The sequence below is a fragment of the Tardiphaga sp. genome (assembly GCF_044340795.1).
In the GTDB taxonomy this organism is placed as follows: Bacteria; Pseudomonadota; Alphaproteobacteria; order Rhizobiales; family Xanthobacteraceae; genus Tardiphaga.
In genome coordinates, this window is the sequence record NZ_JBIISY010000070.1 from 12,723 (window position 1) to 27,342 (window position 14,620).

Genomic DNA, 14,620 nt, shown 5'->3' on the forward strand with positions numbered 1-14,620 from the left:
ATCAGATCGCGACGCGCGGCTGTTGCGCTCGCGCGGCAGGTTCGGACTGCAATTCGGCGCGCACATGGCTGATATTGGCGACAAACGCCCGCGCCGACGCTTCCCAGGTGTGGTTGGCCGCAAAATCGAGGCATGCCTGCCGATCGATTTCCAGCGCCTGCAGGCAGGCGGCCTGAAGATCATCCGACAGCACGCCGACCGGCGCCGGGCCGATCACGTCCTTCGGGCCGGTCACCGGCAGCGCCGCCACGGGCACGCCGCTGGCAAGCGCTTCCAGCAGTACCAGGCCATAGGTATCGGTCTTGCTCGGGAAGACGAAGACGTCGGCGCCGGAATAGACTTCCGCCAGTTCTTCGCCCTGCAGGGCGCCGAGGAAAACTGCTTTCGGATACTTGGCCTGCAGCTCCGAACGTGCCGGACCATCGCCCACGACAACTTTTGTGCCCGGCAGATCGAGCGCGAGGAAGGCTTCGAGATTTTTCTCGACGGCGACACGCCCGACCGAGAGATAGACCGGCTTCGCATAGCCAAGATCGATGGCGCGCGGACGGAACAGATGGCCATCGACGCCACGCGGCCACAGCACCACATTCCTGAAACCGCGATCGCGCAATTCAGTGGCGAGCGCCGGCGTCGCCGCCATCACCGCGGAGCTGGCACCATGAAACCAGCGCAGGCCGGCCCAGACCCAGGATTCCGGAATCGGAAAACGTGCCGAGATATATTCGGGAAAGCGGGTGTGAAAGCTCGTCGTGAACGGGATGTTGCGGCGGCGGCAGTAAGCGCGCGCTGCAAAGCCGATAGGGCCTTCGGTGGCGATATGGATATTGTCGGGCTTCGCTGCCTCGATCATGCGCGCGATCTGCCGACGACGCGGGATGGCGACGCGGAGATCGCGATAGCTCGGCATGCCGAATGTGTGGAACGTCTCGGGCGTCAGGAACGACACGTCGACGCCGAACGACTTTGCCGCGTCCGCCATCATGGTCAGCGTGCGAACGACGCCGTTGACTTGCGGGTGCCAGGCGTCGGTCGCGACCAGGATGCGCATCAAGCGGCCTTTGCTGGGGCTAGCGCCGGCAGCGGCGCGTCCTTCTTGGCCACGTCGGCCCAGGTCAGGATTTCGAACCGGCCGTCTTCATGTTCGACCAGTGCCGTGCAGCTCTCCACCCAGTCGCCGCAATTCATGTAGCGGATGCCGTGCTCATCGCGGATGGTGGCATAATGGATATGACCGCAGATCACGCCATCGGCGCCGTGGCGTCGTGCCTCGCCGGCCAGTGTCGCCTCGAAGGCGCCGATGAAATTCACCGCGTTCTTCACCTTCATCTTGGCCCATTTCGACAGCGACCAGTACGGGAAGCCGAACAGGCGGCGGAACATGTTGACCAGGCGGTTCATCTGGATCGCGAAATCGTAAGCCTTGTCGCCGAGATGGGCGAGCCAGCGCGCGTTCTGCACCACGAGATCGAAGATATCGCCATGGATGACGAGATACTTCTTGCCGTCCACGCCTTCATGGGTCGCGGTCTCGACGACCTCGATACCGCCGAAATGCGTGCCGTAGTAATTGCGCAGGAATTCGTCGTGATTGCCGGGGATATAGACGATCTTGGCGCCCTTGCGGGCCTTGCGCAGCATCTTCTGGACGAAGTCGTTATGCGACTGCGGCCAGTGCCAGCCACCTTTCAGCGCCCAGCCATCGACGATATCGCCGACCAGATAGATCGTGTCTGCATCGTGAACGCGCAGGAAATCGAGCAGCTTTTCGGCCTGCGAGCCTCGTGCTCCGAGATGTACGTCGGAGATGAACAAGGTGCGAAAGCGGTGTTCGTTGCCTTCACTCATCGCGTCTCTTTCCATGCCGTGCGGCTAGCAGATTTGCATGACCGGACGATGACGTTACGCCGCCAGCGCCGGTGCGGTTCTCTCGAAAGTTACGAGCGTATAGATGCCGAACGGCCGCAGCTTGCGGCGCTCGACGAGAATGCTGTCGGCATTCGCCTGCGACCACGCCTGCAGCCGCGCGAACGGGAATTCCGGACGCAGGCCGAGCGAGCGCGTGCGCTCCGCCGCCCAGCGCTCCAGCGCCGCGGCCCAGCCGGTCTCCGAATAGAGATGGTTGACGAGAATGATGCGCCCACCCGGCTTCACCACACGGTGGCATTCGGACAGCACCTGCTCGGGATTTTCGACCAGCGTGATGACGAACTGTGCGACCACGCAATCGAATGTGGAGTCCGCAAACTCCATGGCATGGGCGTCCATCTGGCGGACTTCCTTGACCCATGGAAAACGCCCGGACGCCATCTTGGCGCGTGCCTTGGCGAGCATCGGCTCGGAGAGATCGATGCCGGTAATCTCGGTGCTGCGGTCATAGTCATCGAAGGAAAGGCCGGTCCCGACACCGACCTCGAGCACCTTGCCGCCGACATTGCGCGCCGCTTCCGCGGCAGCGCGCCGGCCCTTCAGCATCACCGGGCCGCAGACCGCATCATAGATCGGCGCCCAGCGGGCATAGGCCGTTTCAACAATGGACTTCTCGAGATCCAGCGTCGTCATCGATGGTTCCGTCCAGCGTGTCCGATGGAATCGGACAACCCATGTGCTGATCGGCTGATATCAAGGCGGGATGACAGATCGACGACAGAGTGTCGCAGCGGCTGTGTGTAGCTGGGCTTTGCCGTAGGGCGGATGAGGCGTAGCCGTAATCCACCGCGGAGTTTCAGCCATGAGACCGGCCGGCGGATTACGCTTCGCTAATCCGCCCTACGATCCTGAGTTTCAATAGTACTTGTGGAAATGATGCACCGGCCCATGCCCGTGCCCGACCGTGAACCTGTCGGCCGCAGCGATCGCCGCGGTGACATAAGCCTTGGCGGCGCGTACAGCTGCCTCCAGCTCCTGCCCCTTGGCCAGTTCAGCAGCAATCGCCGATGACAGCGTGCAGCCGGTACCATGCGTATTCACGGTGATGACGCGCGGCGCGGGAAGTGCGATCGCCTGATCTGAAGTGATGAAGTAGTCGATGCTCTCCGGCCCGTTGCCGTGCCCCCCCTTGATCAACACCGCCTTGCAGCCGAGCCCGAGCAGCCGCCGGCCCTGGTCCTCGATCTCCTGCTCATTGGTCGCGACGGCCTCGTCGAGCAGCGCCGCCGCTTCCGGCATGTTCGGCGTGATGATGTGAGCATGCGGAATGAGAATGCTGCGCAGCGCCTCGATGGCATCGGGCACCAGCAGGCGATCGCCCGAGGTTGCCACCATCACCGGATCGAACACCACATGGGCAGGCTTCCAGCGCGCAAGCCCTTCGGCGATCGCCGCGATGATATCCCGCTGCGACACCATGCCGATCTTCACAGCACCGACAGCGAGATCGTCGAAGACTTCATCGATCTGCGCCGTCACGAAATCCGCAGGCACCTGATGGATGCCCGTCACGCCGCGGGTGTTCTGCGCGGTCAGTGCGGACAGCACCGACGCGCCATAGACGCCCAGGGCGGCGAAGGTCTTGAGATCCGCCTGGATGCCGGCGCCGCCAGAGGAATCGGAGCCGGCAATGGTCAGGGCAACGGGCGTTGGCATCGAAAAACTCACGTCAAATCAAGCAGGAAGCTGTTCCGCAGTGGTAGCCCACCGCCGCCGGAGCAGCAACCCGCGCAGGCGCAACCACTCTGGTTGACTACACCCTGGCGAGCGATGCGCCAAACTGTCCCGCCGGTCGTGCATGGCGCACATGCGGGCAATGCGATACCGTCTGCAAAAAACCAGGAGGAGACAATAATGACCAACCACTTCAACCGTCGCCATTTCCTTGCCGCCGGCTCGGCGGCCGTGGCGATGCCGCTCATCGCGCGCGGCGCTTCGGCCCAGGGAGCCTGGCCCTCAAAGCAGATCCGCATGGTGTGCAGCTACCCCGCCGGCGGACAGACCGACCTCCTCGCGCGCTCGTTTGGCGAGTTCATCGGCAAGCAGATCGGGCAGACCGTCGTTGTCGAGAACAAGGCCGGCGCATCCGGTGCCATCGGCACCGCGGAAGTCGCCCGCGCCGAGCCTGATGGCCACACCATTCTCTGCTCCATCTCCACCACCTACGTGATGAACCGGGTGATGCTGAAGACGCCCGGCTACGACATGGACAAGGACCTGTCGCTGGTCAGCGTGGTCCCCGGCGCCGGACTGCTGCTGGTCGCCAGCCCGTCCTCGGGCGTGAAGTCGCTGGAGGATTTCGTCGCTTTCGCGAAGAAGAAGGACAAGGTCAATTTCGGCACCTACAGCGTCGGCTCGGCTCCACATTTCACCGTCAACGAGCTCAACAAGCAGTATGGCCTGAAGATCGAGCCCATCCACTACCGTGGCGAATCCCCGATGTGGACCGGCCTTGCCGACGGCTCGCTGGATTTTGCCATGGGCAGCTACACCGCCGCGCAATCGGTGCTGCAGAGCAATCGCGGCGTGGTGTTTGCCGTGCATTCGAAGAAGGTCGACGCCATCCCCGACGTGAAGACGCTGCCCGAACAGGGCGCGACGTCGAAGTTCTTCACGGTGAGCGGCTTCTCGGGCTGGGCCGTGCCGAAAGCGACGCCGCAGCCGATTGTCGACAAACTGGCTGCGCTGTTCGTGCAGGCCAACAGCGATCCGAAGATCAAGGAAGTTCTCAAGACCGTGGCGCTGGAGCCGGCGCTCGGCTTCAAGGAGACCAATGCTCTGTATCAGAAGGAACTGCCGGTCTGGCTCGAGGCCGCGCAGGCGCTCGGCCTGCAACCGGCCTGACGCGACGTGGAGGCCGCCGGTTCCCGGCGGCCTTGCCACGCTGGCTGTTTTGGGCTTGATGATCTCCAAACGCCTATGTTCGGAGAATCCCGATGATCCCTTTCTTTGTCCAGATCAAGTGCAAGCTCGGCCAGTCCTATATCGTGGCCAATGCGCTGGCGGAGGCCGAGATCGCCTCGGAAATCTATTCCACCGCGGGCCATTACGACCTGCTGGTGAAGTTCTATGTCGACAAGGACACTGACATCGGCCATTTCGTGAACGAGAAGGTGCAGGTGCTCCCCGGCATCCAGGACACCCATACGATCATCACGTTCAAGGCGTTTTGAACGCCTAATCCGAAGCATGTAGGGTGGGCAAAGCGCAACGTGCCCACCATCACCAGCCGTGGACGCGAAGGTGGGCACGGCGCAGCGCGCCTTTGCCCACCCTACATTCCGAGCTAAACCGCCATCTTCCGATGCCGCACCGGGGCGGCCGGGCTCAGGCTTTCCGCCGCATCGATGATGGAATTCGCATCGATCCCGTGATGGCGATAGAGATCGCCGATGGTGCCGGTCTGGCCGAAATGCTCGACGCCGAGCGCTTCCAGCCGGTGGCCATGCACGGCGCCGAGCCAGGCAAGCGTCGCCGGGTGACCGTCGAGCACCGTGACGATGCCGCAATCGCGTGGCAACGGCTTCAGCAGTTTCTCGATATGGCTCTGCTGCGGCATGCGTTGCTCGCGACGGACACGACGGGCCGCGGTCCAGCCGGCGTGCAACCGATCCGCCGAGGTGATCGCCAACAGGCCGATATCGCGATGGCCCTCGCCGAGCAGGCCCGTCGCCTCGATCGCTTCCGGCGCCAGTGTGCCCGTATAGGCAATCACCAGATCGCAATTGTCGCCAGGCTCGCGCAGCCAATACGCTCCGTCGGCAATGTGCTGCTGCAGCTCCGGCGTCATGATGCGCTTCGGCTGCTCGATGGTCCGCGTCGACAGCCGCAGATAGACCGAGCCACCCTCGCCTGCTTCGCGCTGCATATGCGCAAAGCCCCAGCGCATGATCACGGCGAGTTCGTCGACGAAAGCCGGCTCATAGGACGAGAGCCCGTCCTGCGCCATGCCGATCAGCGGCGTTGCGATCGATTGATGCGCGCCGCCTTCCGGAGCCAGTGTGATCCCCGACGGCGTCGCCGCCACCATGAACCGCGCATCCTGATAGCAGGCATAGTTCAGCGCATCGAGGCCACGCTCGATGAACGGATCATACAGGGTCGCGATCGGCAGCAACCGCGCGCCGTTGATCGAATGCGACAGGCCGAGCGCCGATAGCATGATGAAGAGATTCATCTCCGCAATGCCCAGCTCCATATGCTGGCCCTTCGGCGAGTAATCCCACGCAAATGTCGATGGGATCTTCTCCTGCCGGAACAGGTCGGCATTCTCCGCCTTGGCGAACAGACCGCGGCGATTGACCCAGGCGCCGAGATTGGTCGAGACGGTGACATCCGGTGACGCCGTGACGATGCGCGAGGCAAGCTCGGTCTCACCGCGTGCGAGTTCGTTGAGGATCAGTCCGAAGCCCTGCTGGGTGGACATTTCGGCGGCCGGCTTGAACTGAAGCGCCGCGGGCACGTCGATGGTCGGCGCGTCGAGACGACGGCGGCCCTGCTGCACAAACGGCACCTGCTTCAAAAACGCTTCCAGCGTGGCCTTGTCCTGCGTCAGCCCCTCGAACTTGTCCCATTCATGACCGGGCCGGATGTTCTGGCTTTCGCGCCACGTCTCCATCTGCGTTGGCGTCATCAGGCCGGCGTGATTATCCTTGTGGCCCTGGAATGGCAGGCCGACGCCCTTGATCGTATAGGCGATGAAGCAGACCGGCCGATCGTGATCGATCTTTTCGAACGCCTCGAGCATGCTCGCCATGTCATGGCCGCCGAGATTGGACATCAGCGCCAGCAGTTCATCGTCACTGCGCCGGTCGATCAGTGCGGTGACCGCGCCCTGGTCGCCGATCTCGTCATGCAGGCGCTTGCGGAAGGCCGCGCCGCCCTGGAAACACAGCGCGGCGTAGCGCTGGTTCGGACAGTTGTCGATCCAGGTCTTCAGCGCCTGACCGCCCGGCTCGGCAAAGGCCGCATCCATCAGCCGGCCATATTTCACGATGACCACATCCCAGCCGAAATTGCGGAACATGGACTCAAACTTCTCCCACAGCCCCTCGCGCACCACCGCATCCAGGCTCTGCCGATTATAGTCGATGATCCACCAGCAATTGCGCAGCCCGTGCTTCCAGCCTTCGACCAGCGCCTCGAAGATATTGCCTTCATCCATCTCCGCATCGCCGACCAGCGCGATCATGCGGCCCTCGCGGCGATCACCGATCATGCCATGGGCGGAGACGTAATCCTGCACCAGTGAAGAGAACAGCGTCTGCGCGACGCCGAGGCCGACCGAACCCGTCGAGAAATCGACGTCATCGACATCCTTGGTGCGCGACGGATAGCTCTGCGCCCCCTTGAAGCCGCGAAAGTTTTCCAGTTTTTCGCGCGTCTGGTTGCCGAACAGATACTGGATCGCATGGAAGATCGGCGACGCATGCGGCTTCACCGCGACACGATCCTCCGGCTTCAGCACGGAGAAATACAGCGCCGACATGATCGTCGCGAGCGACGCGCTTGATGCCTGATGGCCGCCGACCTTCAGACCATCGGTATTCGGCCGGATGTGATTGGCGTTGTGAATGGTCCATGACGAAAGCCAGAGCGCCTTCTTGGCCAGCGCGGTGAGCGTCTGCAGGCGGCTGTCATCGATCGACATGGTGGGCTCCCGTGGATGGCCGGCTGATCCGGTTCGTGAATTGAGACCATTCTAGCCATCGGCCATTTCCGGATTTTCTCAATTTATGGCGACAGACAGCTCGATATTGGGATAAACAGGTCGCCAGAGCCTCCGTTCCACGGATTTATTCCAATGCAAGCCCTCCCCGTGCAAACCCTGGATGCCATCGACCGCAAGATCCTCGCCGCGCTGCAGATCGACAGCCGTCTCACCATGCAGGAACTGGCCGACAAAGTGGGCTTGTCGATCTCGCCCTGCCATCGCCGGGTGAAACTGCTCGAACAGCGCGGTGTGATCTCGGGCTATATGGCGCTGGTGGACCAGAAAGCGATCGGCCTTCCCGTCAGTGTTTTCATCTCGATCAAGCTCGTGCGGCAGAAAGAGGAAGACCTGAACCGCTTCGCCAAGGCGATCTCGAAATGGGACGAGGTGCTGGAATGCTATCTCATGACCGGCAATCGCGACTATCTGCTGCGCGTCGTCGCTGCCGATCTCGCCTCCTATGAGGCCTTCCTCAAGAACAAGCTCACCCGACTCGATGGCATCGCGTCCATCGAGTCGAGCTTTGCACTGAGCCAGGTGAAGTATTCGATCGCCCTGCCGGTCTGACTATGGCAGAGGCATCAGGAATGCGATGTTCTGGCCGCGATAGGCCCGACATGGCTCCGTCGCCCCCTCGACGACGAGCGGCGGCCCGACAATGTCCGTGTCGTGCAACGCCGCCAGCGCAGCCCATTGATCCGGCGGGGTGCGGCCGATCTCCTCGAACAGGCCATCGATGCCGCCCGGCACGAAAGAGAACAGCAAGCGCGCCGGCCGCGATCCGAGATTGACCCATGCGTGGGCGACGCCGCGTGGGACGACGACTGTAGTGCCCGCCGAGATATCGAAGCTTTCGCCGGCGCAGAGAAAACGAAACCGTCCCTCGAGCACTTCGAAAATCTCGTCACGCTCATTGTGGACATGCAGCGGCGGGCCACTGAACGGCATCACGCGCGCTTCCACCACCGTGAAGGCACCAGCGACGTCGCGGCTGTGAATCCGCAGCGCCATCAGATCGCCCGGCGTGGCCTCGATCCAATGCAGATCCTGAGCGCCGGTGACAATCGCGCCCGGCAAACATACGAGTTTTGCTTTCATGAAGCCATTTCTCCACTTGCGCGTCTTTCGCAGACAGGCGGCCAGCCAGTTCTTCTTGTCGAACCAGTGCACTGGACCAAGCCAGTCCATCAGCGCGACGATCAGAAAACACACCAGCATGGGATCAACCGGCGACGAACAGGTTGAAGAACGGCCGGATCCTCATTTTTCCTTCGGCGCGCCATGTCCTGAACAAGGGCGGCCTGAAGATCTCTTCCGGCGCGGCGCCGATGATCGCCCGGAAATCATGGATCAGATGTGCCTGGTCCGCGAAACCACAGGCGTGGGCGATGTCACACCAGCGATGGCCATCGCGTCGTGCGGCCACCGCTTTCTCGACGCGGGCGAGCCGCGCGAACTGCTTCGGGCCGGTTCCGAAGGCCGCCTTGAAGCCGCGCGACAGATGCCGCACGCTGATATCGAGCTCCATCGCCAGTTGCCGGATAGACAGCGCCGGATCGAAACGGAGACGCGCCGCCGCCTGCATCAGGGGCGTGCGCGGGCTCAATGGGCGTATCTCGCGAAACAGCAGATCCTCGACAAGCGCAAAACGCGCCTCGGCATGAGGTGCTTCCGCGAGATCTCCCTCGATCTGCGCCAGAGCCTGCTTGCTCAGGATCTCGTGCAGATCGACTTTCTGATCGAGGAAGTGCGAGAGTGGCGCACGGATGACGCGCTCGGATGCTTCCGGCTTGATGCGTATGATCACCGCGCCGAGCGGTCCCACGGGGCGCGCGGTGATGATCCCTGTTTGCATCTTCACCGCGACGTGACGCTGCGTCGACTGCAGAATATCGTCGATGCCGAACGTCCAGTCCGACACGATCGGCACGCGATATTGCAACGACAGGAATGCATAGGCGCTGGGCGGCATCCTGATGATCAGTCGTCGCGCAACATTCCCGTCGGGAATGTCGAGATCCCAGACATCCTCGACGAGATCGGCAAGGAGCGGGTGTGGATGAAAGACCTTTAGTCCGGTGGCGATCATGGCATCGGCCAGAACCTCCGCAAACTCATCTGCTTCGCAGGCCGAAATAGCGATTGCCCCCGCTTTCGACATATCAGTCATTAGACAACTCCGGTTCTCAGTCCTTTCCCCGCATGGCTGCAGGGACGATCGGCAGTCCGGGCCCATGAGACGGGCCTGTCGGGTGACGGGACGTGCCGAGACTTCGGAGCCTGAGGGAAATCCTCAGCTAGGTATTGTTCAAATCGGACTCGGCAACTGATGCGCGAGCTCACAAACGATCACGAATGCGCGCGTGAGTACCGTTGAATTATTGATAGTGGAGAGAATACGGACAATCGCGTGGTGGCGCCCTGCTACGGGTCAACTTGCCCTTTTGACCGCGAGCCGGTCACCTTTTCCCATGGTCACGACCTTGCGGTAATGCGAGATCGGATAGGGACGGCCAATCAGGAAGCCCTGAATTTCAGCGCAGCCTTCGGCAGCGAGGAAGGACAATTGCGCAGCCGTCTCGACGCCCTCCGCAATCACCGGCAATTTGAGCGAGCGGCCGAGACCGATGATCGCGTGCACGATCGCCGCCGATTGCGGGTTGCTTTCCAGCTTCATCACGAAGGTCTGGTCGATCTTGATCTTGTCGAACGGGAATGCCTGCAGATAGCTGAGGCTCGAATAGCCGGTGCCGAAGTCGTCCATGGCGACACGGACACCGAGCGCCTTGATATCGCGCAGGATCGCAATCGCGCCGGCAAAGTCGTCGATCAGTACGCCCTCTGTGATCTCGATCTCGACACGCTCCGGCGCAAGCCCGGTCTCTTCCAGCACCGCGGCGAGCATCGCCGGCACGTCGCCGGAGCGGAAATCCACGGGGGATAGATTGATCGCGATGGAGAGCGGATTCTGCCATGTTGCAGCCTCGCGGCATGCTTCACGCAACACCCAGGCATCGATGGCACTGATCAGGCCGGTCTCTTCCGCAAGCGGAATGAACACTGCCGGCGAGACGATGCCGCGCTCCGGATGCCGCCAGCGCAACAGAACCTCGAATGCGACGATGGTGCCGTCGGCAGCAGCCTGCGGCTGGAAATACAGCTGGAACTGTTCGTTCTCCAGAGCCACGACGAGGTCGCGTTGCAGCAGGCGCTTCTCGCGGATCTGATGATCCATCTCCGCCTCGAAGAAGCGGATCGTGCCGCGCTCCTCGGCCTTGGCGCGATCAAGCGCAAGGTCCGCATGGGCGATCAGGCCCTCGGTGTCCGCGCCATCCTGCGGATAGACGGAAATGCCGATGCTACAGCGAACACGGACATTCTGCCGATCGATCAGCAATGTATTGTCGAGCACCGCCGATAGCCGCGCGCAGAGATCGTCTACGCTTTGCGGGTCGGCGCCGAGATGCGCAACGATAGAGAAGATATCGCCACTTGGTCGCGCGAGAAATGCGCCGTTGCTGGCCGCCGTCAGGCGCCTGGCGATCTCGGCCAGCACGGCATCGCCCATCGCCTGGCCGAACAATTCGTTGATTTCGCGAAAGCGATCGATATCGATCCGCACCACCGCGAAAGAGCCGTGTCCCGCCGACGCCTCGCTGAAGACCCGTTCGAGATACTCATTGAAAGCGACGCGGTTCGGCAAATCCGTGATCGGATCATGGCGCGCCAGATGAACGATCCGCGCTTCGCTCAGCTTGCGGTCGGTGATGTCGGCATGGATCACGACCCAGCCGCCGATGTCCATCGGGCGATAACGCACATGGATCGTGCGTCCATCCGGCAACTCGGCCGTTTGACTGGCTGGCTTACGCTCCGCGATCGCTGCGCGAAGTTGCTCATCATAGCGGTCCTGATCGATGAACAGCATGCCGGATGCGCCGCGCAGCGCCACCACCTCGGCCATGGTGGCGCCGAGCGTCATCTTCTCCGGGTCAATGCGATACATCCGTACATAGCTGTCGTTCCACAATTCGAGACCGCCTCGCGCATCATACATGCACAGGCCCTGCCCCATATTGTTCAGCGCTGCATCGAGCTGGTTGTTGCGCTGACGCATGCTGCGGCGGCTACGTTGGTCGGATACCGCTACGACCAGGCCTGCAATGACCACCGTGACCGTGAAGGCCGCAATGGCCAGCGACAGTTCGATCGGCGACAGCAGGCTCTCATTGCCGTCGATCCCTGCCTTGTAGGTGAGATTGATAGCCCCCATGGCGACGAAGTGATGCACGCAGATCGCCAGTGTCAGCAACAGCGCGGCGACGAGCAGTTTGGCCGGCTTGTCTGCTTCCTGCGCCACCAGCATGGCGAACGCACCGAGCACCATGCCGCCGACGATCGATGCGGTGACGAGATCAGGCATCCACTCGATGATGGCCGGAATGCGCAGCGACGCCATGCCCATGTAGTGCATGCAGGCGATGCCGAGGCCGATCACTGCGCCACCCATCAATGCGTTCTGCTTGCTGCGGCGGAACAGCGCGATGGCGAAGCCGGCCGTGGTCATCACGGCAGCCGCCACCAGCGAGCACGCAGTGATGATGAGATCGTAATGCAGTTCGAAGCCCGGCGTGTACGCGAGCATCGCAATGAAATGCGTGGCCCATGTGCCGAAGCCTGTAACCACACCGGCCGTGATCAGCCACCCCAGACGGGTATCGTGTGATGCCGTGCGTGCGCGTGTGAACAGATTGACCGCTGCGAGGCTTGTCAGAAAGCAAACGACCGCTGCCAGCAGAATCTGCCGCCAGTCATGCTGCGTCTCGATGCAATTCCAAACTCTCAGCATAACGATACCAACGCTTTTGAAGGCTATTGGATCATATCTCTTTTCGCGTTCCTATTGCTTAAAACACGCGGCAAACGTGCGCGGAACAAGCTTTATTCTTAAGCCGCAATGAAGCTAATTGAATCTGAGTATCATCACGCACGCGTTGCGGATGATGATGCCATACAGACGGATGCGACTACCGTTTAAGGCGTTGCGATATTTATGAGTCCATCACGAAGTTGGATAGGGCTCGGGCGGCACTGCAATTTTCGCGCGCCGCACGCGTTCGCGATGCGCCGTGTAGACGCCGGACGCAATGATGATCGCCGCCCCCGTGAACGTCCATGCATCCGGAATTTCCGAGAACACGAAGTAGCCGAGCAGCGTCACCCACATCAGCTGCACGTAGGAAAACGGGGCCAGCACCGAGGCATCGGCATAACGGAAGGCGAGCACCACGATCCAGTGACCGACGGTCGACAGCACGCCGATGGCGATGCCGATGGTCAGCTGCGCAGGCGTGGGCGTGGTCCAGTAGAACGGAACGAACACACTGAGCACGAGGAAGCCGACGATCGCTGCATAGCTCATGGTGGTGATCGGACGATCGGCGCCGCTGATCTTGCGCGTCAGGACGAGTGCACAGGCCCAGCAGAGCGCCGACACGATCGGAAAGATCGCGGCCGGCTGGAATGCCGCGGTGCCGGGGCGGACGATGATCAGCACGCCCATCAAGCCGACGAGCGTCGCGCTCCAGCGCCGCAGGCCGACCTTCTCACCGAGAAAGATCACCGACAGGCCAGTGACGAAGAGCGGCGAAATGAAGCCCGTCGCGGTCGCTTCGGCAATCGGCAGAAAGCTGAGGCCGAGAATGAAGAAGATCGACGAGCCCAGCAGGCCGAGGCCGCGGAAGACCTGCAGCAGCGGCCGGCTGGAGCGCAGCGCCCTGCCGCCCGACGGCACCAGCACCATCGGCAGCATGATCAGCAGGAAGACCGTGAAGCGGATCCAGGCGATCTCCACCGGCGGCATGCCGCCACGCGCCAGATATTTCGCCATCACGTCGGAAGAAGCCAGGAAGGCGGTCGAACAGATGATCAGCAGCAGGCCGAACAGAGGCTTGTCGGCATGACGCGATGCCTGGGCGGATGGCACGCGGGCACTGGCCTTCGGCGGCGGAACATGAGTGGTCACGGATGGAAAACCGGCTGTCTGGGCCCGGCGAAATGTGCGGGCCGAATCTTTCTCCACCAAACGCGGTTCGCACGCCCGGGACAACCTCCGATAACAGGACCGCGATATGCAAGAGACGAGGCTGCGCGATCAGCCCCGCGCAATCATGCACTGCAGCACGCGCAGCGTCACAGCATCGGCAGGCTGGACGGCTCTCGACCGCGCGGGAAAGCCCTGTCGATCTCAGCGATCTCGCTCTCGCTGAGCACGAGATCTCCGGCCGCCGCATTGTCGCCCGCATGGGTGACGGAGGCCGCTTTCGGGATGGCGAAAATGGCCGGCTGCCGGGTCAGGAACGCCAGCGCCACCTGCCGCGGTGACGTGCCGTGGGCCGCGGCGATCTGCTCCAGCGCCTTGCCGCCCGGCGAGCGCGGTGACGGAAAGTCATTATGACCGAAAGGCGAATAGGCCACCACGGCGACGCCATGGCGCTCGCACCAGGGGATCACGCGGTGCTCGATGGCGCGCTCCTGCAGATGATAAAGGACCTGGTTACAGGCGATAGCGCCTTTGCCCACCACCCGCGACAATTCGTTGAGATCGTCGGCATCGAAATTACTGACGCCCCAGGACGCGATCTTACCGGCGGCCTTGAGCTCCTCGAAAGCTGCGACCGTTTCCGCCAGCGGAACCTGCCCGCGCCAATGCAGCAGGTAGCAATCGAGGCGCTCGGTTTTCAGCCGCTTCAGTGAACGCTCGCAGGCGGCAACCGCGCCTTTGCGCGATGCGTTGCCCGGCAACACCTTGGACACGAGAAACACCTGATCGCGGCGGTCAGCGATGGCGTCCGCGACCACGAGTTCGGCATCGTCATACATTTCGGCGGTGTCGATATGGCTCATGCCCGCATCGAGCCCCGCCTGCAGCGCCTTGACGGCTGCCGCGCGATCACCGCGGTCGATATACCATGTGCC

Annotated in this window: 13 protein-coding genes; 3 read left to right on the forward strand and 10 right to left on the reverse strand. The window is 62.3% G+C overall.

Annotation, left to right across the window (positions count from 1 at the left end; translation table 11 throughout):
- Window position 1 precedes the first annotated feature (1 nt).
- From ACIQ17_RS13670 to thiD, 4 genes are all read right to left on the reverse strand, one after another.
- On the reverse strand, window positions 2-1,051 hold the full coding sequence (locus ACIQ17_RS13670; RefSeq protein ID WP_398469459.1) for a glycosyltransferase family 4 protein: 1,050 nt from the start codon (window positions 1,049-1,051) through the stop codon (window positions 2-4).
- Window positions 1,051-1,863: a UDP-2,3-diacylglucosamine diphosphatase gene (locus ACIQ17_RS13675; RefSeq protein WP_398469438.1), complete on the reverse strand. Its 813-nt coding sequence runs from the start codon at window positions 1,861-1,863 to the stop codon at window positions 1,051-1,053. The genes ACIQ17_RS13670 and ACIQ17_RS13675 overlap by 1 nt, the downstream gene beginning before the upstream one ends.
- A gap of 39 nt (window positions 1,864-1,902) precedes the next feature.
- Window positions 1,903-2,562: a class I SAM-dependent methyltransferase gene (locus tag ACIQ17_RS13680; protein ID WP_398469440.1), complete on the reverse strand. Its 660-nt coding sequence runs from the start codon at window positions 2,560-2,562 to the stop codon at window positions 1,903-1,905.
- Between the two features lie 222 nt (window positions 2,563-2,784).
- The gene (gene thiD / locus ACIQ17_RS13685) at window positions 2,785-3,585 is read right to left on the reverse strand and encodes a bifunctional hydroxymethylpyrimidine kinase/phosphomethylpyrimidine kinase (RefSeq protein WP_398469442.1); all 801 of its coding nucleotides are present in this window, start codon (window positions 3,583-3,585) and stop codon (window positions 2,785-2,787) included.
- 198 nt (window positions 3,586-3,783) lie between these two features.
- On the opposite strand from thiD, the gene ACIQ17_RS13690 reads away from it, so the two are divergent.
- Together ACIQ17_RS13690 and ACIQ17_RS13695 are read left to right on the forward strand one after the other, a co-directional pair.
- Entirely contained in the window at window positions 3,784-4,773 is a 990-nt protein-coding gene (locus tag ACIQ17_RS13690; RefSeq protein WP_398469444.1) for a Bug family tripartite tricarboxylate transporter substrate binding protein, read from the forward strand.
- Between the two features lie 92 nt (window positions 4,774-4,865).
- Window positions 4,866-5,102, forward strand: coding sequence for an Lrp/AsnC family transcriptional regulator (locus ACIQ17_RS13695; RefSeq protein WP_233022519.1), 237 nt, complete (start codon window positions 4,866-4,868; stop codon window positions 5,100-5,102).
- Window positions 5,103-5,215: 113 nt separating this feature from the next.
- Here ACIQ17_RS13695 and ACIQ17_RS13700 read toward each other — a convergent pair whose 3' ends face one another.
- The gene (locus ACIQ17_RS13700) at window positions 5,216-7,579 is read right to left on the reverse strand and encodes a transketolase (protein ID WP_398469447.1); all 2,364 of its coding nucleotides are present in this window, start codon (window positions 7,577-7,579) and stop codon (window positions 5,216-5,218) included.
- Window positions 7,580-7,747: 168 nt separating this feature from the next.
- Between ACIQ17_RS13700 and ACIQ17_RS13705 the strand changes: the two genes are divergently transcribed.
- Entirely contained in the window at window positions 7,748-8,209 is a 462-nt protein-coding gene (locus ACIQ17_RS13705) for an Lrp/AsnC family transcriptional regulator (protein ID WP_398469461.1), read from the forward strand.
- Here the strand turns inward: ACIQ17_RS13705 and ACIQ17_RS13710 are convergent, their stop codons facing one another.
- The 5 genes from ACIQ17_RS13710 to ACIQ17_RS13730 all read right to left on the reverse strand — a co-directional run.
- Window positions 8,210-8,860, reverse strand: coding sequence for a cupin domain-containing protein (locus ACIQ17_RS13710; RefSeq protein WP_398469449.1), 651 nt, complete (start codon window positions 8,858-8,860; stop codon window positions 8,210-8,212).
- 4 nt (window positions 8,861-8,864) lie between these two features.
- On the reverse strand, window positions 8,865-9,812 hold the full coding sequence (locus ACIQ17_RS13715) for a helix-turn-helix domain-containing protein (protein WP_398469451.1): 948 nt from the start codon (window positions 9,810-9,812) through the stop codon (window positions 8,865-8,867).
- A 261-nt stretch (window positions 9,813-10,073) separates the two neighbouring features.
- Entirely contained in the window at window positions 10,074-12,491 is a 2,418-nt protein-coding gene (locus ACIQ17_RS13720) for an EAL domain-containing protein (RefSeq protein ID WP_398469453.1), read from the reverse strand.
- Window positions 12,492-12,704: 213 nt separating this feature from the next.
- The gene (locus ACIQ17_RS13725) at window positions 12,705-13,667 is read right to left on the reverse strand and encodes a DMT family transporter (RefSeq protein ID WP_398469455.1); all 963 of its coding nucleotides are present in this window, start codon (window positions 13,665-13,667) and stop codon (window positions 12,705-12,707) included.
- 167 nt (window positions 13,668-13,834) lie between these two features.
- On the reverse strand, window positions 13,835-14,620 hold a 786-nt coding region (locus tag ACIQ17_RS13730; protein ID WP_398469457.1), incomplete at its 5' end, for an aldo/keto reductase.

Excerpts from the sequence above, each read along its gene's own strand:
- ACIQ17_RS13670 (WP_398469459.1), bottom strand. The coding sequence starts at position 1,051 with ATGCGCATCCTGGTCGCGACCGACGCCTGGCACCCGCAAGTCAACGGC.
- ACIQ17_RS13675 (WP_398469438.1), bottom strand. The coding sequence starts at position 1,863 with ATGGAAAGAGACGCGATGAGTGAAGGCAACGAACACCGCTTTCGCACC.
- ACIQ17_RS13680 (WP_398469440.1), bottom strand. The coding sequence starts at position 2,562 with ATGACGACGCTGGATCTCGAGAAGTCCATTGTTGAAACGGCCTATGCC.
- thiD (WP_398469442.1), bottom strand. The coding sequence starts at position 3,585 with ATGCCAACGCCCGTTGCCCTGACCATTGCCGGCTCCGATTCCTCTGGC.
- ACIQ17_RS13690 (WP_398469444.1), top strand. The coding sequence starts at position 3,784 with ATGACCAACCACTTCAACCGTCGCCATTTCCTTGCCGCCGGCTCGGCG.
- ACIQ17_RS13695 (WP_233022519.1), top strand. The coding sequence starts at position 4,866 with ATGATCCCTTTCTTTGTCCAGATCAAGTGCAAGCTCGGCCAGTCCTAT.
- ACIQ17_RS13700 (WP_398469447.1), bottom strand. The coding sequence starts at position 7,579 with ATGTCGATCGATGACAGCCGCCTGCAGACGCTCACCGCGCTGGCCAAG.
- ACIQ17_RS13710 (WP_398469449.1), bottom strand. The coding sequence starts at position 8,860 with ATGCTGGTGTGTTTTCTGATCGTCGCGCTGATGGACTGGCTTGGTCCA.
- ACIQ17_RS13715 (WP_398469451.1), bottom strand. The coding sequence starts at position 9,812 with ATGACTGATATGTCGAAAGCGGGGGCAATCGCTATTTCGGCCTGCGAA.
- ACIQ17_RS13720 (WP_398469453.1), bottom strand. The coding sequence starts at position 12,491 with ATGCTGAGAGTTTGGAATTGCATCGAGACGCAGCATGACTGGCGGCAG.